The organism is Streptomyces sp. NPDC107562 (assembly GCF_055657325.1).
The window spans coordinates 122,931-146,200 of the sequence record NZ_JBVKBE010000014.1 but is presented as its reverse complement, the minus strand read 5'-3'; the positions used below and the strand labels follow the sequence as shown (position 1 = coordinate 146,200).

Annotated in this window: 19 protein-coding genes and 1 tRNA gene; 18 read left to right on the top strand and 2 right to left on the bottom strand. The window is 72.2% G+C overall.

The window, feature by feature from the left end:
* Positions 1-52 precede the first annotated feature (52 nt).
* The 3 genes from ACZ7LV_RS31070 (at position 53) to ACZ7LV_RS31060 (ending at position 4,834) form a co-directional block, all read left to right on the top strand.
* Positions 53-2,350, top strand: a complete 2,298-nt coding sequence (locus ACZ7LV_RS31070) for a HelD family protein (protein WP_471944197.1) — start codon at positions 53-55, stop codon at positions 2,348-2,350.
* Positions 2,351-2,727: 377 nt separating this feature from the next.
* Positions 2,728-4,161, top strand: a complete 1,434-nt coding sequence (locus ACZ7LV_RS31065; protein ID WP_471944195.1) for an NAD-dependent malic enzyme — start codon at positions 2,728-2,730, stop codon at positions 4,159-4,161.
* 391 nt (positions 4,162-4,552) lie between these two features.
* Positions 4,553-4,834: an HU family DNA-binding protein gene (locus ACZ7LV_RS31060; RefSeq protein WP_365454050.1), complete on the top strand. Its 282-nt coding sequence runs from the start codon at positions 4,553-4,555 to the stop codon at positions 4,832-4,834.
* 97 nt (positions 4,835-4,931) lie between these two features.
* On the opposite strand, the gene murA is transcribed toward ACZ7LV_RS31060, so the two are convergent.
* Positions 4,932-6,272: a UDP-N-acetylglucosamine 1-carboxyvinyltransferase gene (gene murA / locus ACZ7LV_RS31055; RefSeq protein ID WP_471944193.1), complete on the bottom strand. Its 1,341-nt coding sequence runs from the start codon at positions 6,270-6,272 to the stop codon at positions 4,932-4,934.
* A 263-nt stretch (positions 6,273-6,535) separates the two neighbouring features.
* Between murA and ACZ7LV_RS31050 the strand changes: the two genes are divergently transcribed.
* The 12 genes from ACZ7LV_RS31050 to ACZ7LV_RS30995 all read left to right on the top strand — a co-directional run bounded on the left by ACZ7LV_RS31050 (position 6,536) and on the right by ACZ7LV_RS30995 (position 20,809).
* Positions 6,536-7,108, top strand: coding sequence for a YqgE/AlgH family protein (locus tag ACZ7LV_RS31050; protein ID WP_471944191.1), 573 nt, complete (start codon positions 6,536-6,538; stop codon positions 7,106-7,108).
* A 51-nt stretch (positions 7,109-7,159) separates the two neighbouring features.
* Entirely contained in the window at positions 7,160-7,453 is a 294-nt protein-coding gene (locus tag ACZ7LV_RS31045; protein ID WP_365454059.1) for a DUF3039 domain-containing protein, read from the top strand.
* Positions 7,454-7,685: 232 nt separating this feature from the next.
* Entirely contained in the window at positions 7,686-8,978 is a 1,293-nt protein-coding gene (locus tag ACZ7LV_RS31040) for an extracellular solute-binding protein (protein WP_471944189.1), read from the top strand.
* Positions 8,975-9,958 carry a carbohydrate ABC transporter permease gene (locus tag ACZ7LV_RS31035; protein ID WP_471944187.1) on the top strand — a complete coding sequence of 328 codons (984 nt, stop codon included), beginning with the start codon at positions 8,975-8,977 and terminating at the stop codon, positions 9,956-9,958. Before ACZ7LV_RS31040 ends, ACZ7LV_RS31035 begins: the two co-directional genes overlap by 4 nt.
* The gene (locus ACZ7LV_RS31030; protein WP_471944185.1) at positions 9,955-10,800 is read left to right on the top strand and encodes a carbohydrate ABC transporter permease; all 846 of its coding nucleotides are present in this window, start codon (positions 9,955-9,957) and stop codon (positions 10,798-10,800) included. The genes ACZ7LV_RS31035 and ACZ7LV_RS31030 overlap by 4 nt, the downstream gene beginning before the upstream one ends.
* A 1-nt stretch (position 10,801) precedes the next feature.
* Entirely contained in the window at positions 10,802-12,424 is a 1,623-nt protein-coding gene (locus ACZ7LV_RS31025; protein ID WP_471944183.1) for a beta-N-acetylhexosaminidase, read from the top strand.
* A 273-nt stretch (positions 12,425-12,697) separates the two neighbouring features.
* Positions 12,698-13,591 (top strand): FAD binding domain-containing protein, encoded by an 894-nt coding sequence (locus ACZ7LV_RS31020; protein ID WP_401681077.1) that lies wholly within the window; start codon positions 12,698-12,700, stop codon positions 13,589-13,591.
* A complete protein-coding gene (locus ACZ7LV_RS31015) occupies positions 13,588-15,276 on the top strand; it encodes a 2Fe-2S iron-sulfur cluster-binding protein (RefSeq protein WP_471944181.1) in 1,689 nt (562 codons plus the stop codon). Before ACZ7LV_RS31020 ends, ACZ7LV_RS31015 begins: the two co-directional genes overlap by 4 nt.
* A complete protein-coding gene (locus ACZ7LV_RS31010) occupies positions 15,273-17,582 on the top strand; it encodes a xanthine dehydrogenase family protein molybdopterin-binding subunit (RefSeq protein WP_471944179.1) in 2,310 nt (769 codons plus the stop codon). Before ACZ7LV_RS31015 ends, ACZ7LV_RS31010 begins: the two co-directional genes overlap by 4 nt.
* 868 nt (positions 17,583-18,450) lie before the next feature.
* Positions 18,451-19,629 (top strand): SUKH-4 family immunity protein, encoded by a 1,179-nt coding sequence (locus ACZ7LV_RS31005; protein WP_471944177.1) that lies wholly within the window; start codon positions 18,451-18,453, stop codon positions 19,627-19,629.
* 232 nt (positions 19,630-19,861) lie between these two features.
* Entirely contained in the window at positions 19,862-20,266 is a 405-nt protein-coding gene (locus tag ACZ7LV_RS31000) for a RidA family protein (RefSeq protein WP_471944175.1), read from the top strand.
* Positions 20,267-20,314: 48 nt separating this feature from the next.
* On the top strand, positions 20,315-20,809 hold the full coding sequence (locus tag ACZ7LV_RS30995) for a cupin domain-containing protein (protein WP_471944174.1): 495 nt from the start codon (positions 20,315-20,317) through the stop codon (positions 20,807-20,809).
* 129 nt (positions 20,810-20,938) lie between these two features.
* On the opposite strand, the gene ACZ7LV_RS30990 is transcribed toward ACZ7LV_RS30995, so the two are convergent.
* Positions 20,939-21,010 (bottom strand) — tRNA-Cys (locus ACZ7LV_RS30990).
* 179 nt (positions 21,011-21,189) lie between these two features.
* On the opposite strand from ACZ7LV_RS30990, the gene ACZ7LV_RS30985 reads away from it, so the two are divergent.
* Genes ACZ7LV_RS30985 through ACZ7LV_RS30975 form a run of 3 tightly spaced genes read left to right on the top strand, consistent with a single transcriptional unit; the run spans position 21,190 to position 23,259 of the window.
* On the top strand, positions 21,190-22,641 hold the full coding sequence (locus ACZ7LV_RS30985) for an MFS transporter (RefSeq protein WP_471944172.1): 1,452 nt from the start codon (positions 21,190-21,192) through the stop codon (positions 22,639-22,641).
* Positions 22,642-22,663: 22 nt separating this feature from the next.
* On the top strand, positions 22,664-22,888 hold the full coding sequence (locus ACZ7LV_RS30980; protein WP_471944170.1) for a hypothetical protein: 225 nt from the start codon (positions 22,664-22,666) through the stop codon (positions 22,886-22,888).
* Positions 22,885-23,259 carry a type II toxin-antitoxin system death-on-curing family toxin gene (locus ACZ7LV_RS30975; RefSeq protein WP_471944168.1) on the top strand — a complete coding sequence of 125 codons (375 nt, stop codon included), beginning with the start codon at positions 22,885-22,887 and terminating at the stop codon, positions 23,257-23,259. The genes ACZ7LV_RS30980 and ACZ7LV_RS30975 overlap by 4 nt, the downstream gene beginning before the upstream one ends.
* Positions 23,260-23,270: the final 11 nt, after the last annotated feature.

Genomic DNA, 23,270 nt, shown 5'->3' with positions numbered 1-23,270 from the left:
GGTCCCTTTCGCGTACGGTGGACGGCTGCCCAGCACGTCAGAAGGGGGCCCGGTGGCCGCTCAGGCTCAACAGGAAGCCGCGCTCGACCCCGCCCAGGACTCCGTACGCGACCGAGAGATCGGCGCAGAGCAGGAGCACCTGGACCGGGTGTACCGCCGCCTGGAGGAGAAGATCCACGAGGCGGAGTTCCTCATGCACGACGCCGCCCAGCGCGGCCACGTCGGCACCCCCGGCGCGCTCGCCGAGCGCGACGCGCAGGTCTTCCGGGCAGGCGTCCACCTGAGCCGGCTGAACAACGAGTTCGAGGACTTCCTCTTCGGCCGTATCGACCTGCTGCCCGGCAAGGACGGCAAGAAGGGCCCGGACGGCGCGTACACCGCCGTGGAGCCGGCCGAGGGCGCGGTGCGGCCGGACAACACGGCCGAGATCGCCGAGACCCTGCACATCGGCCGCATCGGTGTCCTGGACGAGGACTACGCCCCGCTGGTCATCGACTGGCGGGCGCCCGCGGCCGCCCCCTTCTACCGCTCCACGCCCGTCGACCCCGGCCGGGTGGTGCGCCGCCGGGTCATCCGCTCCAAGGGCCGCCGTGTCCTCGGCGTCGAGGACGATCTGATGCGTCCCGAGCTGAAGGCCTCCCTCGACGGCCACGAGCTGCCCGTCATCGGCGACGGCGCGCTGATGGCCGCCCTCGGCCAGGCCCGCGGCCACACCATGCGGGACATCGTCGCCTCGATCCAGGCGGAGCAGGACCTGGTCATCCGGGCCCCCGCCGCCTCCGTGACCTACGTCGAGGGCGGCCCCGGCACCGGCAAGACCGCCGTCGCCCTGCACCGGGCGGCGTACCTGCTCTACCAGGACCGTCGCCGGTACGCGGGCGGCATCCTCATCGTCTCGCCGACGCCGCTGCTGGTGGCGTACACCGAGGGCGTGCTGCCCTCCCTCGGCGAGGAGGGGCAGGTCGCGATCCGGGCGATCGGCTCCCTGGTCGACGGCGCCGAGGCCGTGCTGTACGACTCCCCGTCGGTGGCCCGCGCCAAGGGCTCGCACCGCATGCTCAAGGTGCTGCGCAAGGCCGCCCGCGGAACGCTGGAGCTGAACGATTCGCCACAGCGCCTGCGGGTCGTGGCCTTCGGCCGCCGGCTCGAACTGGAGGCCCCCGAGCTGGAGCGGATCCGGAGCGCCGCGCTGGGCGGCACGGCCCCCGTCAACCTGCTGCGCCCGCGCGCCCGCAAGCTGCTGCTGGACGCCCTGTGGGAGCGGTCCGGCGCGGCAGGCCGGCACGCGGATCCGGAGCTGGCCGCCGAGCTGCGGTCCTCGTTCGACGAAAGCATCACCTCGGAGGACGACTTCCTCGCCTTCCTCGACGCCTGGTGGCCGGAGCTGACCCCGCGCGCGGTCCTCACCGCCATGGCCGATGAGCGGCGCCTCGGCCGCTGGTCCCGCAGGATCCTGAACCCCGGGGAGGTGCGCAAGGTCGCCCGCTCGCTCAGACGCGACGGCTTCTCCGTGCACGACGTCGCCCTGCTCGACGAGCTGCAGGCGATCCTCGGCGCCCCCGCCCGTCCCAGGAAGCGGCGCGAACTCGACCCGCTGGACCAGCTCACCGGCCTGGAGGAGCTGATGCCGGTGCGGGAGGAGACGCAGTGGGAGCGGGCCGAGCGGCTGGCGCAGGAGCGCACCGAGTACGCCCACGTCATCGTCGACGAGGCCCAGGACCTCACGCCGATGCAGTGGCGCATGGTCGGCCGCCGGGGCCGGCACGCCACCTGGACGGTCGTCGGCGACCCGGCCCAGTCCTCCTGGTCCGACCCGGACGAGGCGGCGTCGGCCCGCGACGAGGCCCTGGGCTCCCGCCCCCGCCGCCGCTTCGAGCTGACGGTGAACTACCGCAACCCGGCCGAGATCGCCGAGCTGGCCGCCAAGGTGCTGGCCCTGGCCATGCCGGGCTCTCAGTCCCCGAGGGCGGTGCGCTCCACCGGGGTGGAGCCGCGCTTCGCAGTGGTCGGCGCGTCCCTCGGCCAGAGCGTGCGCGAGGAGGCGGCCCGGCTGCTCGACCTCGTCGACGGCACGATCGGTGTCGTCGTCGCCATGAACCGGCGCGAGGAGGCCCGCCGCTGGCTGGCCGGGCTCGGCGACCGGGTGGTCGCGCTCGGCAGCCTGGAGGCCAAGGGCCTGGAGTACGACGCCACCGTCGTCGTCTCGCCCGCGGAGATCGCCGACGAGTCGCCCGCCGGACTGCGTGTGCTCTACGTCGCACTCACCCGGGCGACGCAGCAGCTCACGATCGTCTCGGGGGAGCGGGACGAGCCCGATGCGGCCGGGGTGCCGGACCTGCTGAGGGACTGAACCGGATGAACCGGCGGGACGGGAATGGCCGTACGGGATCCGTTTGTTAGCCTGGGCAGTGACACCGGCCCGATCCAAGCCCCCGGGCCCAACCTTCGTCGCTACGAGCGACCACTTGCCGCGAGGCGAGCATGGCGGGTCGGTGTCATCGAACGGTGGAAGAGGCCCACGTCTCATGTGACGTGGGCCTCTTTGCATGTCTGATCGTCTCTCGTATGGTGGAAGAAGTTTTCCGATGTCGCTCTACCCGCTGTGTTCCCAGGGCTGTTCGCCTGTGAACTAAATGAGCGCAATCCAGGGCGGCTACCACGTACTCGACGGTAGGTGCGACGATCGGACGGGAAATCGCGACACGGTGAAAGCAGAGGAAGTCGGCCATGGCAACGGCGCCCAGCGTCTCCTACTCGATGACCATCCGGTTGGAGGTGCCCGCGAGCGGAACGGCCGTCTCGCAGCTCACCACCGCCGTGGAGTCCTCCGGAGGCTCGGTGACCGGCCTCGACGTCACCGCGTCCGGACACGAGAAACTCCGCATCGACGTCACGATCGCGGCCTCCTCCACCGCGCACGCCGACCAGATCGTGCAGCAGCTGCGCGGCATCGAGGGCGTCACGCTGGGCAAGGTCTCCGACCGTACGTTCCTCATGCACCTCGGCGGCAAGATCGAGATGCAGTCCAAGCACCCCATCCGCAACCGTGACGACCTCTCCATGGTCTACACGCCGGGTGTGGCCCGCGTCTGCATGGCCATCGCCGAGAACCCCGAGGACGCCCGCCGCCTCACGATCAAGCGCAACTCCGTCGCGGTGGTGACGGACGGCAGCGCCGTGCTGGGGCTCGGCAACATCGGCCCGAAGGCCGCGCTGCCCGTCATGGAGGGCAAGGCGGCCCTCTTCAAGCGGTTCGCCGGCATCGATGCCTGGCCGCTCTGCCTGGACACCCAGGACACCGACGCGATCGTCGAGATCGTCAAGGCGATCGCCCCGGGCTTCGCCGGCATCAACCTGGAGGACATCTCCGCCCCCCGCTGCTTCGAGATCGAGGCCCGGCTGCGTGAGGCCCTCGACATCCCCGTCTTCCACGACGACCAGCACGGCACGGCCATCGTGGTGCTCGCCGCGCTGACCAACGCGCTGCGGGTGACGGGCAAGGCGATCGAGAACATCCGTGTCGTCATGTCCGGCGCGGGCGCGGCCGGCACGGCGATCCTGAAGCTGCTCATCGCCGCCGGCGTCAAGCACGCCGTCGTCGCCGACATCCACGGTGTCGTGCACGCCGACCGCAAGGACCTGGTCGAGGCCGCCACCGACTCCCCGCTGCGCTGGATCGCCGACAACACCAATCCCGAGGGCATCACGGGCACCCTGAAGGAGGCCGTGCGCGGCGCGGACGTCTTCATCGGCGTCTCGGCCCCGAACGTCCTCGACGGCGACGACGTGGCCGCCATGGCCGACGACGCGATCGTGTTCGCGCTCGCGAACCCCGACCCCGAGGTCGACCCGGCAATCGCCCGTCAGACCGCGGCAGTTGTGGCCACCGGCCGCTCCGACTTCCCCAACCAGATCAACAACGTGCTGGTCTTCCCGGGCGTCTTCCGCGGCCTGCTGGACGCGCAGTCCCGCACCGTCAACACGGAGATGATGATCGCGGCCGCGAAGGCGCTGGCGGACGTCGTCACCGAGGACGAGCTCAACCCGAACTACATCATCCCGAGCGTGTTCAACGACAAGGTCGCCGGCGCCGTCGCGGGCGCGGTGCGGGAGGCCGCGAAGGCGGTCGGGGCGGCCCCTTCCGACTCGTCCGGGATCTGACCCCGAAACTCGTCCCTCCGGCCCCCACCACCGGGCTGTGACGATCACCACGACCGCCCCGCCGACCGGCGCGTCGCGGAACCTCGCGTCCCTGGCCGCCCTCTAGGGTGGGCGGCTAGGGCCTGTCCGGAGGCAGGGTCCGCCGGACCGGTTCCTGGTCAGTGGCGCTCTTCGTGTGACTCCCAAGGGTGTTCTCACGACTCCTGCGGGTGCCGGATTGGCATTCCCGCCGCTGGTGGGGGCAGGATGCGTCCCTGGGCGCGAGCGTCTGACGACGGACCCGGGTCCGGGGACCGTCCGAGGACCCTGGCAGCATCGGCTTCGCTGTGCCCGATATGCGGCTCCGCCGCGTGGCACGCCTCAATGGCAAGAAGAACACGGGAGTAACAACATGAACCGCAGTGAGCTGGTGGCCGCGCTGGCCGACCGCGCCGAGGTGACCCGCAAGGACGCCGACGCCGTGCTGGCCGCGTTCGCCGACGTCGTCGGCGAGATCGTCTCCAAGGGCGACGAGAAGGTCACCATCCCCGGCTTCCTGACCTTCGAGCGCACCCACCGTGCCGCTCGCACCGCGCGCAACCCGCAGACCGGTGACCCGATCCAGATCCCGGCCGGTTACAGCGTGAAGGTCTCCGCGGGCTCGAAGCTCAAGGAAGCCGCCAAGGGCAAGTAGGTCCGCGCGCCCCTCGGGGCGTCGCAGCACAACGCCGATGGGGCGGCCACCCGGATCCGGGTGGCCGCCCCATCGGCGTTCGTGCCGCGTCCCGCTGTCAGCCGAGCGGCTTGCCCGGCAGTTCCACCTTGGCGCCGAGCTCCACGAGCTTCTCCATGAAGTTCTCGTAGCCGCGGTTGATCAGCTCGATGCCGTGCACCCGCGACGTGCCCTGGGCGGCCAGCGCGGCGATGAGGTACGAGAAGCCGCCCCGCAGGTCGGGGATGACCAGGTCGGCGCCCTGCAGCCGGGTGGGGCCGCTCACGACCGCCGAGTGCAGGAAGTTGCGCTGCCCGAAGCGGCAGTTCGAGCCGCCGAGGCACTCGCGGTAGAGCTGGATGTGGGCGCCCATCTGGTTGAGCGCGGAGGTGAAGCCGAGACGGGACTCGTAGACCGTCTCGTGGATGATGGACAGGCCCGTGGCCTGCGTGAGGGCCACGACCAACGGCTGCTGCCAGTCCGTCTGGAAGCCCGGGTGGACGTCGGTCTCCAGCGCGATGGACTTCAACTGCCCGCCGGGGTGCCAGAAACGGATGCCCTCGTCGTCGATCTCGAAGGCACCGCCCACCTTCCGGTAGGTGTTGAGGAACGTCATCATGGACCGCTGCTGCGCGCCGCGGACGTAGATGTTGCCCTCGGTGGCCAGGGCCGCGGACGCCCAGGAGGCGGCCTCCAGCCGGTCCGGGAGGGCGCGGTGGGTGTAGCCGCCGAGCTGGTCCACCCCGGTGATGCGGATGGTCCGGTCGGTGTCCATCGCGATGATGGCGCCCATCTTCTGCAGTACGCAGATCAGGTCCTCGATCTCCGGCTCCACGGCCGCGTTCGAGAGCTCCGTGACGCCCTCCGCGAGGACGGCGGTCAGCAGCACCTGCTCGGTCGCGCCCACGGACGGGTAGGGCAGCGCGATCTTCGTACCGCGCAGCCGCTGCGGGGCCTCCAGGTACTGGCCGTCCGCCCGCTTCTCGATCGTCGCGCCGAACTGCCGCAGCACGTCGAAGTGGAAGTCGATGGGCCGGCCGCCGATGTCGCAGCCGCCGAGGCCGGGGATGAACGCGTGGCCGAGGCGGTGCAGCAGGGGGCCGCAGAAGAGGATCGGGATGCGGCTCGACCCCGCGTGGGCATCGATGTCGGCGACGTTGGCGCTCTCCACCCGCGTCGGGTCGAGCACCAGTTCGCCCGGCTCCTCGCCCGGGCGTACCGACACGCCGTGCAGCTGGAGCAGACCACGGACCACACGGACGTCACGGATGTCCGGGACGTTGCGCAGCCGGCTCGGAGAGCTGCCGAGCAATGCGGCGACCATGGCCTTGGGTACGAGGTTCTTCGCACCGCGGACACGGATCTCGCCCTCCAGCGGGGTGCCGCCGTGGACAAGCAGGACATCGTCGTAGACGGTCATGTATCTCGCGTTCCGATGAGTTGGGCAAGGGCCGGAGAGACAGAGTAATCGCCGTCGACCCCCCTGCCGTAAGCCCGAGGACCACTCAGGCCTGTCATAGCTCTGTCACAACACGAACCGTGCCGTACCGGGCACAAGGGGTCACGGAGGCCGTCGCGGAGGCCGTCGTGCGCCCCGGGCGCCTCCGTCCGCCCTGAGCTGCGTTCACTCCCGTCGCCGGATTGACTCCCCACGTCGAGGGAAGTTGCGGGATCATGTCTGGCATGACCGAGGTGTCCTCGCTCACAGGGCGGCTGCTCGTGGCCACCCCCGCCCTGGCGGACCCGAACTTCGACCGTGCGGTCGTGCTGCTCCTCGACCACGACGAGGAGGGCTCGCTCGGTGTGGTGCTCAACCGGCCGACGCCGGTGGGCGTCGGCGACATCCTGGAGGGCTGGGCGGAGCTGACCGGTGAACCCGGCGTGGTCTTCCAGGGCGGCCCGGTCTCGCTGGACTCCGCGCTCGGCGTGGCGGTCATCCCCGGCGGCGCGTCCGGCGACGCCGTCCCGCTCGGCTGGCGGCGCGTGCACGGTGCGATCGGCCTGGTCGACCTGGAGGCCCCGCCCGAGCTGCTGGCCTCCGCCCTCGGCTCGCTGCGGATCTTCGCCGGGTACGCCGGCTGGGGGCCGGGCCAGCTGGAGGACGAACTGTCCGAGGGCGCCTGGTACGTCGTGGAGTCCGAGCCCGGCGACGTCTACTCGCCGTTCCCCGAAAGACTCTGGCGCGAGGTGCTGCGCCGGCAGCGCAATGAGCTGGCCATGGTGGCCACGTACCCCGACGACCCCTCGCTCAACTGACGGACGCCGGTCGCGCAACCGTTGCCTGACGGCTTCAGTACCCTTGGCCCTATGAGCACTCTCGAGCCCGAGCGCGGGACTGGTACGGGGACACTCGTAGAGCCCACGCCGCAGACTTCCCACGGCGACGGTGACCACGAGCGCTTCGCCCACTACGTCCAGAAGGACAAGATCATGGCGAGCGCACTCGACGGTACGCCCGTCGTGGCGCTGTGCGGCAAGGTGTGGGTGCCGGGCCGTGACCCGAAGAAGTACCCCGTGTGCCCCATGTGCAAGGAGATCTACGAGTCCATGGGCGCCGGCGGAGACGACAAGGGCAAGGGCGGAAAGGGCGGCGACAAGTAGTCGTCCGACCCTTCGAGGGATGTCCGGGAGGCCCCCGGGTCACGCTGCGGCGTGACCCGGGGGCCTCTTCGTGCTGCCCCGCCGCCACTTCGCGCGTTCATGTCACGAAGTGGTGGAGACCTCTTGTGGACATGTTCATGTAGTTCATAACCTCCGGCATGTTGTTGTGCAGAGCGAAACCGTCGTTGCACATGTTGCAACGGCATGCTGCGACATCTCTCGGAGGCACTTCATGAAGCTGTCCGTCCGCCTGGCCGCCGTCGCGGCCGTCCTGGTCACCGCCGCCTGCGCCCCGCAGACGTCGGACGACTCCGGCTCCGGCAAGGACGAACAGTCCGGCACGCTGCGCGTGTGGCTGTTCCAGGAGGTCAACAACAAGCCGAAGGAACAGGTCGTCCAGGCCGTGTTCGACGGCTTCGAGGAGGCACACGAGGGCACCGAGGTCACCGTCGAGTACATCCCGGTCGAGACCCGCGCGCAGCGCATCAAGGCCGCCTTCAACGACCCCGACAGCGCCCCCGACGTGATCGAGTACGGCAACACCGACACCGCCGGCTACGTCAAGGACGGCGGCCTGGCGGACGTCACCGAGGACTTCACCGCCTGGAGCGAGGCCAAGGACACCGACCCCACCGCCAAGCAGTCGGTGACGGTGGACGGGAAGATCTACGGCACCCCCTACTTCGTGGGCGTCCGCGCCCTGTACTACCGGACCGACGTCTTCGACGAACTCGGCATCGAGGTGCCGAAGTCGCAGGCCGAGCTGATCGAGACGGCGCAGCGGGTCCGCGCCGCCCGGCCCGACCTGTACGGCCTCGCGGTGGGCGGCGCCTACACGTACGGCGCGATGCCCTTCATCTGGGCCAACGGCGGCGAACTGGCCACCGGCAAGGGCGGCTCGTACGCCTCCGCCATCGACAGCGCGCAGGCGCGCAAGGGCATCGAGGCGTACACCTCGCTCTTCGGCGACGACAACTGCCCCGCCGCCAAGTGCGCGGGCATGACGGGCAACGACACCATCACCGCGTTCGCCTCCGGCAAGGCGGCCATGGCGATCGGCGGGGACTTCAGCCACCAGGCCGTGGAAGCCGGGTCCGTGAAGGGCAAGTACGCGGTGGTGCCGCTGCCGGGGGTGGCGTCCGGGTCGATCGCGCCCGCGTTCGCGGGCGGCAACAACATCGGCGTCCTGAAGAGCACCTCGCACCGCACGCTCGCCGTCGACCTGATGCAGCGGCTCGCCTCCAAGCGGACGCAGGGTGAACTCTTCGACGCCATGGGCTTCCTGCCGACCTTCACGGACGTGCGGGGCCAGGTGGCCGAGCGCGAGCCCTTCGTGAAGCCGTTCGTGCGGACGCTGGCCGCGGAGACCAAGTTCGTGCCGGCCTCGCCCGCCTGGGCGCAGATCGACTCCTCGCTCGTGCTGCCGACGATGTTCCAGGAGATCGTCAGCGGCAAGAAGGACGTCGGGGCCGCCGCGGAGGACGCGGCGAACAAGATGGACGCCGCGTTCGGCTCCGCCGGATGACGCCGGTGACGCCGCTGACGCCGGTGGCGCCCGACAGTGAGGCGGTCTCGGCTCGGGGGCGGCCGCGGGCCGGCGGGGGGCCGTCACGCAGATCCCCACGACCCTCCCGGCAGGGGCGGGCGCCCTGGCTGTACCTCGCCCCGGCCCTCGTCGTCATCGGCGGCCTGCTCGTCTACCCCGTCTACCAGCTGGGGCTGATCTCCTTCCTGGAGTACACCCAGGCGCAGGTCAGTGGCGGGGAGCCGACGTCCTTCCAGGGCCTTCGGAACTACACGCGGCTCTTCGGCGACGAGCAGTTCTGGCAGGTGCTGCTGGCCACCGTGGTCTTCGCGGCCGCCTGCGTCCTCGCCACGCTCGCCGTGGGCTGCGCGCTCGCCGTACTGCTGACGCGCGTACGGGCGGTGCCGCGGCTCGCGCTGATGCTGGCCGCGCTCGGGGCGTGGGCGACGCCGGCGGTCACCGGTTCCACGGTCTGGCTGCTGCTGTTCGACCCGGACTTCGGCCCGGTCAACCGGATCCTCGGGCTCGGCGACCACTCATGGACGTACGGCCGGTTCAGCGCCTTCTTCCTCGTCCTGCTCGAAGTGGTCTGGTGCTCCTTCCCGTTCGTGATGGTCACCGTGTACGCGGGCATCCGCGCCGTCCCCACGGAGGTGCTGGAGGCCGCCGCCCTGGACGGCGCCTCGCAGTGGCGGACCTGGCGCTCCGTGCTGGCCCCGATGCTCCGCCCGATCCTGGTGATCGTCACCATCCAGTCGATCATCTGGGACTTCAAGGTCTTCACGCAGATCTACGTGATGACGGGCGGCGGCGGCATCGCGGGACAGAACCTCGTGCTGAACGTCTACGCCTACCAGCAGGCGTTCGCGTCCTCGCAGTACAGCCTCGGCTCGGCGATCGGCGTCGTGATGCTGCTGATCCTGCTCGCGGTGACGCTCGTGTACCTGCGGCTGCTGCGCAGGCAGGGGGAGGAGCTGTGAATCTTCTGAGCGGCATGGTGCGCAGGCCGTGGCGGACGGCTGCCGAGGCGGCCGCGCTGCTGATCGCGGCGGTGGTCGCCTTCCCCCTCTACTGGATGGTGCTGAGCGCCTTCAAACCGGCCGGGGAGATCGAGTCGGCGACCCCTCGGCCGTGGACCCTGACCCCGTCCCTCGATTCTTTCCGGCGGGTCTTCGGGCAGCAGGAATTCGGCCGGTACTTCGTCAACAGTCTCGTCGTCGCGTGCACGGTCGTGATCGTCTCGGCGCTGATCGCGTTTCTCGCCGCGACGGCCGTGACACGATTCCGGTTCCGCTTCCGGACCACCCTGCTGATCATGTTCCTGGTGGCCCAGATGGTGCCCGTGGAGGCACTGACGATCCCTCTGTTCTTCCTCATGCGGGACTTCGGTCAGCTGAACACGCTGGGCTCGCTGATCCTGCCGCACATCGCCTTCTCCCTGCCCTTCGCGATCTGGATGCTGCGGGGATTCGTGAAAGCGGTGCCCGAGGCGCTGGAGGAGGCGGCGTACATCGACGGGGCGAGCCGGTCGCGATTCCTGTGGCAGATCCTTTTCCCGCTGGTCTTCCCGGGACTGGTGGCCACGAGCGTGTTCTCCTTCATCTCGGCCTGGAACGACTTCCTGTTCGCCAAGTCCTTCATCATCAGCGACACTTCGCAGTCCACGCTGCCGATGGCGTTGCTGGTCTTCTACAAACCGGAGGAACCGGACTGGGGCGGCGTGATGGCGGCGTCCACGGTGATGACGATTCCGGTGCTGGTGTTCTTCGTACTGGTGCAGCGCCGGCTCGTGTCCGGGCTGGGCGGAGCGGTTAAGGACTGACATGAGTGAACTGATTCCGGCGCCCCGCGCCGTCGAGGGCTCCCACCGCAGCGGGGTCCAGCTGGACCGGGACACCACCCTGTGGGCGGCCGCGGGGACGGAGACGACGGAACGCTGGCTGCGGGCCACGCTCGGCGCGGCCCTGGGGCTGCCGCTGCGCCCCGGCCCGCGGGACGCCCGAGGGGGCGTACGGCTGCTGCTCGACGACTCGCTGGGACCGGAGGCCTACCGGCTGAGCGTCACCGCCCCCCACGGCGTGGAGATTCGCGGCGGTGACCCGGCGGGGGTCTTCTGGGGGGCGCAGACACTGCGTCAACTGCTCGGCCCGGAAGCCTTCCGGCGGGCACCCGTCCGGCCGGACCTCACCGTCGCCGTCCCGAGCCAGATCATCGAGGACGCCCCCCGATTCCGCTGGCGCGGTCTCATGCTCGACGTGGCCCGGCACTTCATGCCGAAGGACGGCGTACTGCGCTACCTGGACCTGATGGCCGCCCACAAACTCAATGTCTTCCACTTCCATCTGACGGACGACCAGGGCTGGCGTCCGGAGATCCTGCGCCACCCCCGGCTGACCGAGGTCGGCTCCTGGCGGGCCCGCACCAAATTCGGCCACCGCGCCTCGCCGTTGTGGGAGGAGAAGCCGCACGGTGGCCACTACACCCAGGACGACATCAGGGAGATCGTCGCCTACGCCGCCGAGCGGCATATCACCGTCGTCCCGGAAATCGACGTACCGGGGCACTCGCAGGCCGCCATCGCCGCGTATCCGGAACTCGGCAACACCGACGTCGTCGACACCTCGGCGCTCTCCGTCTGGGACACCTGGGGGATCAATCCGAACGTGCTCGCCCCCACCGAGAACACCCTGCGGTTCTACGAGGGGGTGTTCGAGGAAGTCCTGGAGCTGTTCCCGTCGGAGTTCATTCACGTCGGGGGAGACGAATGCCTCAAGGACCAGTGGCGGCAGTCGCCCACCGCGCAGGCGCGCATCCGGGAACTCGGGCTGAAGGACGAGGACGAGCTCCAGTCCTGGTTCATCGGCCACTTCGACACCTGGCTCGCCGCGCGCGGGCGTCGGCTCATCGGCTGGGACGAGATCCTGGAGGGCGGTCTCGCGGCCGGGGCGGCGGTGTCCTCGTGGCGCGGCTACGCGGGCGGAATCGCCGCCGCCCGGGCCGGTCATGACGTCGTGATGTGCCCCGAGCAGCAGGTCTACCTGGACCACCGGCAGGCCGACGGCCCCGACGAGCCCGTGCCCATCGGCTATGTGCGCACCGTGGAGGACGTCTACCGTTTCGAACCCGTACCGCCACAACTCACCGAGGCCGAGGCCGGACACGTGCTCGGCGCCCAGGCCAACCTGTGGACCGAGGTGATGGAGGACGAGGCCCGCGTGGACTACCAGGCCTTCCCGAGGCTCGCCGCCTTCGCCGAGGTCGCCTGGAGCGCCCTGCCCGCCCCGGCGGAACGGGACTTCGCCGGCTTCGAACACCGCATGACCTCCCACTACCGGCGACTTGACGCCCTGGGCGTCGCCTACCGGCCGCCCACCGGCCCCCGGCCCTGGCAGCAACGGCCCGGGGTCCTCGGCCGCCCGATCGAGGGGGCGCCGCCGAGCAGGTAGGTCCCGGCGCGGAAAGCGGGCAGGCCTCGAACAGCCGGGAAAAAAAGCGGACAAGGGTCACCGAAGAGTGGCATTTTCCTGCCGAGCGGTGATGCGCGTCGATGTGCGTACAAATCGGTCCATCTCCCCGATGAGGTGGGCGAACGTCTCCTAGCGGACCCCCGTCTTCGGGTCCTGCGAAGATGTGCCAGAGTTGCCACGTCCGCCCTGTCGGCACGTACCGTACGGCCACACAGGCGGGACCAGGTGGGGCAGCGGGAAGGGGCAGCCGGTTTGACCACGCACGCACCGCAGGCGGGGCAGGCCGTCACGCTGCCCGCGACACTGGACGAGGCCGTGGCGGCCCTCACCGCCATGCCTGCCGCCGTGCCCGTGGCGGGCGGCACCGACCTGATGACCTCGGTCAACTCCGGTCAGCTCAGGCCCGCCGCGCTGGTCGGCCTCGGCCGCATCAGCGAGATCCGCGGCTGGCAGTACCAGGACGGCCACGCCCTGCTCGGCGCCGGCCTCACCCACGCGCGGATGGGCCGCCCCGACTTCGCCGCCCTCATCCCGGCCCTCGCCGCCGCCGCGCGCGCCGCGGGCCCGCCGCACATCCGCAACGCCGGCACGCTGGGCGGCAACATCGCCACCGCCGCCCCGACGGGCGACGCGCTGCCCGTGCTGGCCGCCCTGGAGGCGACGCTGGTCATCGCGGGTCCGGGAGGAGCCCGCCGGGAGATCCCGGTGTCGCACCTGCTGGCCGGGGTGGAGATGCTCCGCGCCGGTGAACTCATCGGGTACGTGCGCGTGCCCCTGCTGCACGCCCCGCAGGTCTTCCTGAAGGCGACCGGACGGACCGGCCCCGGGCGGGCGGTCGCCTCCGTGGCGCTGGTCCTCGACCCCGCCCGGCGCGGGGTGCGGTGCGCCGTGGGCGCCATAGCGCCGATGCCGCTGCGGCCCCTGGAGGCCGAGCAGTGGGTCGCGCAGCTCATCGACTGGGACAACAACCGCGCGATCGTCCCCGAGGCGCTCTCCGCCTTCGGCGAGTACGTCGCCGCGGCCTGCATCCCCGACGCGCCACCGGCCGAGGACGGTTCGGTGCCGCAGCTTCCGCCTGCCGTACTGCACCTGCGGCGCACCGTCGCCGCGCTGGCCCGACGAGCACTGGGGAGGGCGCTGTCGTGACCGACGACCAGCACGGAGAGGGCACGCCCCAGGGCGGAGGACGCTGGGACCCGCTGCCCCAGGGTGACTACGACGACGGCGCCACCGCCTTCGTGAAGCTCCCCGAGGGCGGCATCGACGCGCTCCTGGCCGCCGCCGACAGCCCGCTCGCCGCGCCCGGCCACGGCTATGTGCCGCCGCCGATAACGGTCACGCCGGCCGGCGGCACCGACCCCGCGGCCACCGGCGCCTGGGGGGTGCCCTCCGAGGGCGCGCAGTGGCCCGAACCGAACGCGATGTCCCAGGGCGCCGCGCAGGACCGGTTCGGCTACGACCCCGCGGCGACCGGGCAGTGGAGCTACGAGGAGACCGCCCCCGCGGAGCCCGGGCACCCGCAGGCCGGGCATCCGCACGCGGGTCACGCGCAGGCCGCCCCCGCACCCGGCCACGACGTGACCGGACAGTGGTCGATCCCCGTCGCGAACGGTGACCTTCCGGACGAGTCGGGCGAGTTCACCACGTCCGCCCTCGTGGAGCAGTGGGGCGGCACGCCGCCCGCCACGCTGCCCGGCGGCGCGTCCGCGCCATGGGCCGGCGAGACCGGCGGGCAGTCCTGGGGGCACGAGGGTGCGCAGGCACCCGACGGCGCGCAGCGGCACGGCACCGGTCAGCCGCACGAGGCCGGACCCGGGCACCCCGGCGCGCAGCACGCCGGCGGGCTGTACGCCGACGCCCCCGCGGAGCACCCGGCGGACGGCGTTTCCCCGCACGACGAGGGCCACGACGGCGCTCCTGAGGCGCCGGGGGCCCGGGAGGGCGTGGAGGCGGCTGAGAGGGCCGCCGAGAGGCCGCGGGGCATGCCGGGTGCGCCGGGGGGTGCCGAGGCCGCTGAGGGCCCCTCCGAGGGCTCTGATGAGAGCGCTGCCGAGCGCGCCGCGGGTTCCTCGCGCACCGCGCCCGCCGCCGCGTCGGCCGGTGACGCGGACGCCGGGCCCGAACACGCGGGCCTCGAAGGCGATCCGGGCCTCTCGGCCGAGCCGTCCGGCGCCGCCTCGCACGAGGACCACCCCCTCGCCTCCTACGTGCTGCGCGTCAACGGCGCCGACCGTCCCGTCACCGACGCGTGGATCGGCGAGTCACTGCTCTACGTGCTGCGCGAGCGGCTCGGGCTCGCGGGCGCCAAGGACGGCTGCTCGCAGGGCGAGTGCGGGGCCTGCAACGTCCAGGTGGACGGGCGGCTCGTCGCCTCCTGTCTGGTGCCCGCCGTCACCGCGGCCGGCAGCGAGGTGCGCACCGTGGAGGGCCTCGCGGTCGACGGGCAGCCGTCGGACGTGCAGCGGGCGCTCGCCAAGTGCGGTGCCGTGCAGTGCGGTTTCTGCGTGCCCGGCATGGCGATGACCGTGCACGACCTGCTGGAGGGCAACCCGGCGCCGACCGAGCTGGAGACCCGCCAGGCACTGTGCGGCAACCTCTGCCGCTGCTCGGGCTACCGGGCCGTGCTCGAAGCCGTCAAGGACGTGGTCGCCGAGCGCGACGCGCACTCCGCGGGCGACGCGTCCGCACCCGACGCCGACGAGCCGCGCATCCCTCATCAGGCGGGCCCCGGCGCCGGCGGTGTCAACCGGTCGGCCTTCGAGTCCCCCGGGGGACCGCCCGGACCGCGTGACCAGTCCTACGGACCGGGCCAGGACGGAGGCCAGGCGTGAGCAACGAAGCCGCCACCGCGACCACCACCGCGGAGGCCGTACCGCCCGCGGAGCCGCTCCCGCACGGCCTGGGCGCCTCCCTGGCCGCCGCGGACTCGCGCGCGAAGACCGAGGGCACCTTCCCGTACGCGGCCGACCTGTGGGCCGAGGGCCTGCTCTGGGCGGCCGTACTGCGCTCACCGCACCCGCACGCGCGCATCGTGTCCATCGACACGACCCACGCGCGCGAGATGCCCGGTGTACGGGCCGTCGTCACCCACGAGGACGTGCCCGGCGAGATGTCGCACGGACGCGGCAAGGCGGACCGTCCGGTGTTCGCCTCCGAGGTCGTGCGCCACCACGGCGAGCCCATCGCCGCCGTCGCCGCCGACCACCCGGACACCGCGCGCATGGCCGCCGCCGCCGTCATCGTCGAGTACGAGGTGCTCGACCCGGTGACCGACCCCGAGCAGGCCTTCGAGGCCGAGCCGTTGCACCCGGACGGCAACCTGATCCGGCACATCCCGCTGCTGCACGGCGACCCCGAGGCGCAGGGCGAGATCGTCGTCGAGGGCCTCTACCGCATCGGCCGCCAGGACCCCGCCCCCATCGGGGCCGAGGCGGGCCTCGCGGTGCCGCGTCCCGACGGCGGCGTGGAGCTGTACCTCGCCTCCACCGACCCGCACGCCGACCGCGACCGGGCGGCCGCCTGCTACGGGCTGGAGCCCGAGCGCGTCAAGGTCGTCGTCACCGGCGTGCCCGGCGCCACCGCGGACCGCGAGGACCCGGGCTTCCAGCTGCCGCTCGGCCTGCTGGCACTCAGGACCGGCTGCCCCGTGAAACTGACGGCGACGCGCGAGGAGTCCTTCCTGGGCCACACGCACCGCCACCCCACGCTGCTGCGCTACCGCCACCACGCCGACGCCGAGGGCAAGCTGGTGAAGGTCGAGGCGCAGATCCTGCTCGACGCCGGCGCGTACGCCGACACCTCGGCGGAGGCGCTGGCCGCGGCGGTCGCCTTCGCCTGCGGCCCCTACGTCGTCCCGAACGCCTTCATAGAGGGCTGGGCGGTCCGCACCAACAACCCGCCCTCCGGCCATGTGCGGGGCGAGGGCGCGATGCAGGTCTGCGCCGCCTACGAGGCGCAGATGGACAAGCTGGCGAAGAAGCTCGGCATCGATCCGGCCGAACTGCGCCTGCGCAACGTCCTGTCCACGGGGGACGTCCTGCCCACCGGCCAGACGGTCACCTGCCCCGCGCCGGTCGCCGAACTCCTCCAGGCGGTGCGCGACTTCCCGCTCCCCGCGCTTCCCAAGGACTCGCCCGCCGACGAGTGGCTGCTGCCCGGCGGCCCCGAGGGCGCGGGCGAACCGGGCGCGGTGCGCCGGGGCGTGGGCTACGGGCTGGGCATGGTCCACATGCTCGGCGCGGAGGGCGCCGACGAGGTCTCCACGGCGACCGTGAAGGTGCAGGACGGTGTGGCGACCGTGCTGTGCGCGGCCGTCGAGACCGGGCAGGGGTTCGCCACGCTCGCCCGGCAGATCGTCCAGGAGACGCTCGGCATCGACGAGGTGCACGTGGCCCCGGTCGACACCGACCAGCCGCCCGCCGGACCCGGCTGCCGCGGCCGGCACACCTGGGTGTCGGGCGGTGCGGTGGAGCGCGCGGCGAAGATGGTCCGCACCCAGCTGCTGCAGCCGCTGGCGCACAAGTTCGGCATGTCCACCGAGCTGCTCCAGATCACCGACGGCAAGATCACGTCGTACGACGGCGTGCTGTCGACGACCGTCACCGAGGCGCTGGACGGCAAGGAGCTGTGGGCGACCGCGCAGTGCCGCCCGCACCCCACGGAGCCGCTGGACGCGTCCGGGCAGGGCGACGCCTTCGTGGGGCTCGCCTTCTGCGCGATCCGCGCGGTGGTGGACGTCGACATCGAGATCGGCTCGGTACGGGTGGTGGAGCTGGCGGTCGCGCAGGACGTCGGCCGGGTGCTGAACCCCGCGCAGCTGACGGCGCGGATCGAGGCCGGCGTCACCCAGGGGGTGGGCATCGCCCTCACGGAGAACCTGCGCACGCCGCGTGGCGTGATACGGCACCCCGACCTCACCGGGTACGCCTTGCCGACGGCGCTGGACGCGCCCGACATCCGGATCGTGAAGCTGGTCGAGGAGCGGGACGTGGTCGCGCCGTTCGGCGCGAAGGCCGTCAGCGCGGCGCCGGTGGTGGCGTCACCGTCGGCGATCGCGTCGGCGGTACGGGCGGCGACGGGGCGCCCGGTCAACCGACTGCCGATCCGACCCCAGGCGGCGGTCGTCACCGGTCAGTGAGCGCGCGGATGTCCGGGGCTCGGCGGGTGTCGGGGCGGGGATGACGTCCGGGGCTCCGAGGCTGTGTGGGGTGCGCCGGGGAGGTCCGGGGCCTCGCTGCTGTCGGGGCGCGGGTGACGTCCGGGGGCGGAGACTGCCGGGCGCGCAGGGGACGCGGGGCATGCCGGGGACGCGGGGGACGTGGGGCCTGCCGGGGACGTCGGGCACGCCGGGGACGTTTGGGGCTCGGAGGTCGGCGGGTGCGCCGGGGAGGTCCGGGGCCTGGCTGTTGTCGGGGCGCGGGTGACGTCCGGGGGCGGAGCCTGCCGGGCACGCCGGGCACGCCGGGGACGTGGGGCATGCCGGGGACGCGGGGACGCGGGGCATGCCGGGGACGTCGGGCACGCCGGGGACGTCTGGGGCTCGGAGGTCGGCGGGTGCGCCGGGGAGGTCCGGGGCCTGGCTGTTGTCGGGGCGCGGGTGACGTCCGGGGGCGGAGCCTGCCGGGCACGCCGGGCACGCCAGGGACGTCCGGGGGCGGAAACTGCCGGGCGCGCATGGCACGCCGGGCAGGCCGGGGACGTCCAGGGCGTTGAGGTCGTCGAGCGTGCCGAGGAGGTCTGGGGCGCGGACGACGTCCGGGATGCCCGGGGCCGATCGCTGAGGCGCTGCCTTCCGGCGGGCCTCGCCCCCGCGGCGGCTCCCTCCGCAGCTCCCGGGGGTGAGGGGGCGTCCTCGCGGGCGTCGTTCGCCAGGTGCCGTGCGCTCGGCGTTTGTGCAGGTCGGGGGCGATTGTCAGTGGTGGCGCGTAGTGTTCTGGGCAGTGGGGACGGCCGCTCGGGGCACGGACGGCGGGCGTACCCCGTGGACAACCACGCACGGGGGAACCATGAGCACGATCGAAGCCGCCGCCGCGGTGATCACCCTGACCGAGGACCAACTCGACCCGCACGTCACCCATGCGCCGACGCGCCGCTGGCTGACAGGCCCCGGACTGCCCGCGGACAGCGCCCTGTTGACGTTCGACGCCCTGCGCAGGGACGGGCTGCGGACGGTCGCCGACTCGACGGGCGACCCCGACCGTCTGATGGCCCGGCTGCGCGAGCAGCTGGTGATAGGCGGGCTCCTGGCGCCCGGCGGCATGGAGTCGGAGTCGGTGCTGCTCGACGGCGCGACCGGCGAGGTCTCGACGGCGTACTTCTTCCACGACCGCCCCGACCTGATGGACAGCCGCCCGCTGGCGCCCTCGCTGCGCACGCTGGTGCGGTTCGCCGCGGCGACGGAGGAACTGGCCGAGGTGCGCGGCCAGTTCGCCTCGTACGCCGGCCGCTCCGGACCCAAGGCCGTGGCGGAGGCGACACGGCAGCTGCTCGCGGTGTTCGAGGAGGGCGCCAGCCCGGAGGGCGAGATGCCGCCGTACTGGCGGATGGCGGCGCTGATCCGCCCGCTCGCCCTGATGGCGGGCCCGGGCACGGAGTCCGGACTCACCCTGGACCTGCCGCCGCGCCTGATGGACCAGGAGTTCGGCCCCGGCCGGATCGCCCGCTTCGAGGAGGTCGACTTCCCCGCGCCCCTCACCCACGAGCCCACCCGCCGCTTCCTGCGCGAGACGGGCCTGCCCGAGGACGGCTTCCTCTTCCGCCTGGACACGGACGTCCCGCTGCCGACCCTCGTCGAGTACTACACCGACGAGCGCCCGGGCGACTTCCCCACCGATCGCCTCCCGGCCCGCGCGGACCACCTGATACGCCTCGGCCACCTCATCGAGGACAACAGCCTGGTCGTCGACGGCGCCACGGGCGAGGTCCTGAACTGGAGCGAGCCCGAGGCGAGGCTGTACCCGCTCAACACGGACATCTCGACGCTGGCCTTCACCCTGTGGCTGTTGCACCGTGAGAAGGCGATCGACGCGGCGACGGACCACGAGCTGACGACGGACGCCTACGACCAGCTGGCGGCGACGATGATCGGCGTCCTGCGCAGAATCGACCCGACGGGCTCGGTCGACCGTTCCGGCTGGCACTACTGGACGGAACTGTTCCAGGACGAGGCCGGCGGCGTCCTGTGATCGTCCTGAGCCTCCGGTGGTCCGGGACTTGTGGGAGCGGTCGGCCTCGCCGGTCCTGACGCGGCGGCCCCGGATGCGGAGGTCGGGGGCAGGAGAGACCCTGGTCGGGGGCGCTGCTCTGCGCGAGGCGCACGTCGTACGGCAGGGCACTGATCCGGCCGACGTCCGTTTTCGCCGCGAAGCAAGGCGTGTGAGACCGGAATTGAGTGGGTCGACTATTCGGGAGAGAACCGTGACTGTTCGATCCAGGGCGCTCGGCTTCGGTATGCCGTGGGAAGCCCAGTACGGGTACAGCCAGGCCGTTCAAGTCGGCGACACGCTCTATGTCTCCGGGCAGGTGTCGCACGACAGCACCGGGGCCTTCGTCGGGGTGGGGGACTTCGAGCTCCAGGTGAGGACGACTTTCGAAAACCTCGACCGGGTGCTGGAGCACTTCGGCGCCACCCGCGACCAGATCGTCGAGACCACCGTCCTGGCCATGGACCTGCGGGAGAACTTCGACACCCTCGCCAGACTGCACGCCGCGTACTGCGGAGACCACCGGCCCACCAGCACCGTCATGGGCGTGGCCGACCTCGCGCTGCCCGACCAGCTCGTCGAGATCGGCGCGGTCGCCCGCCTTGACGTGACGCCCTGACGGAGGGCGTCCCAAGCTTGCTTGTGGCGATCACAGGGAGGTGCGGAAATGTCACTTTTCGTTCCGAAGTTCGACTCGTCCGTGATCGTCCGTGCGGCGGAGGCCGAGAGGATCGATGACGATCCCGACGGCGTTTTCACGCTGCTGGCCGACAGCAGCGCTTCTGGTGGGGCGCTGTCCACCGTGCGGGTCACCCTGACGGCGGGCACCGACGGCGCGTCACCGCATCTGCACCGGCACTCCGCGGAGATGTTCTTCCTGCTGGACGGTGCAGCCGAGATCCTCTCCGGCGCCGACATCGTCACCGCGGAACGCGGCGATCTCCTCATCGTGCCGCCGGGCGAGCCGCACGCCTTCGCCGCCACCCCCGGTGCCGGCGCCGACATCCTCATCGTGATCACCCCGGGCGTCGAGCGCTTCGAGTACTTCCGTCACATCCAGCGCGTCCGCCTGGGCGAGGTCGGCCGGGAAAGTCTGCTGGAGGTCCAGGACCTCTACGACAACCACTTCCTGAACAGCCAGGCATGGGCCGCACGCCGCTGAACACCAGCCGGCCGTCTCCGCTGCCGCGGGCTGACGGGCGTGGGGGCGCGGTGGGGTGGTGCTCGAGTCGTGGTGCTCGAGTCGGGCCGGAATGGTCGGCCCGACTCGCCTTGCCTGATCAGGCGTCGGAGGCCGTGGCGGGATTCGAACCCACGTAACTCGCTTTGCAGGCGAGCCCCTGAACCACTCGGGCACACGGCCGTGTGCGGTGACGTGCTTCGACCGTAGGGGCGGGGCGGTGCGGCCTCAAGGAAAGGCCGGGGGCCGCAACGGGACTGCCATACGCCGTTCACGAACGGCCGGGTCTACGACCAAGGACCGAGGTCATCACCGACTCCCGACAGGGGCCACATCCAGTTGTGCCCCTTACGCTGACGTACATGGCTGCCCTGAACCCCCGCGACACCGAGGTCGCAGACGCCCCGCTCGTCACGCCGCGACCCGACAGCGAGGGTGTGCTCGGCCGGTCGTACCGGGCGCTGAGCGTGGGCATCGTCTCGGTCGTGCTGCTGATCGCCTTCGAGGCGACGGCCGTGGGCACGGCGATGCCGGTGGCGGCGCGGGAGCTGGACGGCGTCTCGCTGTACGCGTTCGCCTTCTCGGGGTACTTCACGACGAGCCTGTTCGCGATGGTGCTCGCGGGGCAGTGGTCGGACCGGCGGGGCCCGCTGGGCGCCCTGACCACCGGGATCGGCGCCTTCGCCGCGGGGCTGCTGCTGTCCGGGACGGCGGGGGCGATGTGGCTGTTCATCCTCGGCCGGGCGGTGCAGGGGCTCGGCGGCGGGATGGTGATCGTGGCGCTGTACGTGGTGGTCGGGCGGGCCTACCCGGAGCGGCTGCGGCCGGCGATCATGGCGGCGTTCGCGGCGAGCTGGGTGGTGCCGTCGGTGGTCGGGCCGCTGGCGGCGGGCGCGGTGACCGAACAGCTCGGCTGGCGCTGGGTGTTCCTCGGGATACCCGTGCTGGTGCTGCTCCCGCTGGCGCTCGCCCTGCCGCAGATACGGCTGCGCGCCGCGGGCGGGGTGAAGGACGGGGCCGGGCGCCAGCCGGGTTCCTTCGACCGCCGCCGGATCCGCCTCGCGCTCGGCATCTCCTTCGGCGCGGGGCTGCTCCAATACGCGGCCCAGGACCTGCGCCCCCTCTCCGTGCTGCCCGGGCTGGCGGGCGTCGCGCTGCTGGTCCCGGCGGTGCTGGGGCTGCTGCCGCCCGGCACCTACCGCGCGGCGCGCGGACTGCCCTCGGTCGTGCTGCTGCGCGGCGTCGCGGCGGGGGCGTTCATCGCCGCGGAGTCCTTCGTGCCCCTGATGCTGGTCACCCAGCGGGGTCTCAGCCCGACGCTGGCCGGTTTCTCGCTGGCGGCGGGCGGGGCGACCTGGGCGCTGGGCTCGTGGCTCCAGGCGCGGCCCCGCCTGGAGCCGTACCGCGACCGCCTGATGACGCTGGGCATGCTGCTGGTCGCGGCCGCCATCACCACCGCCCCGAGCGTCCTGCTGGCTTCCGTCCCCGTGTGGATCGTCGCCGTCGCCTGGGCCTTCGGCTGTCTCGGGATGGGTCTGGTGATCTCCTCCACCAGCGTGCTGCTCCTCCAGCTGTCCGCCCCCGACCAGGCCGGCAGCAACTCCGCCGCCCTCCAGATCTCCGACGGCCTCTCCAACATCCTCCTCCTGGCCGCGGGCGGCGCGGCCTTCGCCGCCCTCGGCGGCGGCGCGGTCACCCACGCGGCGACGACGGGCACGGCCTCCCACCCGGCGGCGTTCGCGGCGGTGTTCCTGCCGATGGCGGCGGTGGCGTTGCTGGGAGCCTGGGTCACGACCCGGCTGCGTGAGCGGTGAGCCGTAAAGCGATCGCCCCGTGGTGATCTGGCGCCGTAGCCTCACGGCATGCACGAGCTCACTCCCCCTGACCGCCGACCTCCGGCAGGCCGTCGAGGACCTCGCGGACGCGAGCGGACGCCGGCCGGAGGACGTCGCGCGGGACGCCGTACGCGCGTATCTGCGGGACGAGGGCGCGAGGGTGCGCGCCTCGGCGGAGCGGCTCGCCGTCGCCCATGCCGATCTGCTGCGCAGGCTCGGGCAATGACGCGCCACCTCACCGTCGCGGACGTGACAGGACTCGCCGAGATCGCCTTCGGCGGGCGGGCGCCCGAGGCCCGGGACCCCGGGCTGCTGGCCTCGGCCGTGCACCGGCCGCGGGCCCGGATGTTCGGCACGGCGGCCTACGACGACCTGTACGAGCAGGCCGCCGCGCTGCTGCACGCGCTCGCGACCAACCATCCCCTCGTCGACGGGAACAAGCGCACGGCCTGGCTGGCGGCGGCGACGTTCCTGGCGGTCAACGGGGTGGATCTCGCGGCGTGCGACCAGGACGTGGCGTACGACCTGGTCGTCGACGTGGCGTCGGGAGTGGAGGGGGACGTGGGGCGCATCGCGGGGCGGTTGAGGGGGTTGTGACGTCGGTCCCA

What these genes read in the sequence shown, in the direction of transcription:
- ACZ7LV_RS31005 (WP_471944177.1), top strand. Translation starts at nt 18,451, where the DNA reads ATGAGCACGATCGAAGCCGCCGCCGCGGTGATCACCCTGACCGAGGAC.
- ACZ7LV_RS31065 (WP_471944195.1), top strand. Translation starts at nt 2,728, where the DNA reads ATGGCAACGGCGCCCAGCGTCTCCTACTCGATGACCATCCGGTTGGAG.
- ACZ7LV_RS31040 (WP_471944189.1), top strand. Translation starts at nt 7,686, where the DNA reads ATGAAGCTGTCCGTCCGCCTGGCCGCCGTCGCGGCCGTCCTGGTCACC.
- ACZ7LV_RS30995 (WP_471944174.1), top strand. Translation starts at nt 20,315, where the DNA reads ATGTCACTTTTCGTTCCGAAGTTCGACTCGTCCGTGATCGTCCGTGCG.
- ACZ7LV_RS31045 (WP_365454059.1), top strand. Translation starts at nt 7,160, where the DNA reads ATGAGCACTCTCGAGCCCGAGCGCGGGACTGGTACGGGGACACTCGTA.
- ACZ7LV_RS31060 (WP_365454050.1), top strand. Translation starts at nt 4,553, where the DNA reads ATGAACCGCAGTGAGCTGGTGGCCGCGCTGGCCGACCGCGCCGAGGTG.
- ACZ7LV_RS31050 (WP_471944191.1), top strand. Translation starts at nt 6,536, where the DNA reads ATGACCGAGGTGTCCTCGCTCACAGGGCGGCTGCTCGTGGCCACCCCC.
- ACZ7LV_RS31035 (WP_471944187.1), top strand. Translation starts at nt 8,975, where the DNA reads ATGACGCCGGTGACGCCGCTGACGCCGGTGGCGCCCGACAGTGAGGCG.
- ACZ7LV_RS30985 (WP_471944172.1), top strand. Translation starts at nt 21,190, where the DNA reads ATGGCTGCCCTGAACCCCCGCGACACCGAGGTCGCAGACGCCCCGCTC.
- ACZ7LV_RS30975 (WP_471944168.1), top strand. Translation starts at nt 22,885, where the DNA reads ATGACGCGCCACCTCACCGTCGCGGACGTGACAGGACTCGCCGAGATC.
- murA (WP_471944193.1), bottom strand. Translation starts at nt 6,272, where the DNA reads ATGACCGTCTACGACGATGTCCTGCTTGTCCACGGCGGCACCCCGCTG.
- ACZ7LV_RS31025 (WP_471944183.1), top strand. Translation starts at nt 10,802, where the DNA reads ATGAGTGAACTGATTCCGGCGCCCCGCGCCGTCGAGGGCTCCCACCGC.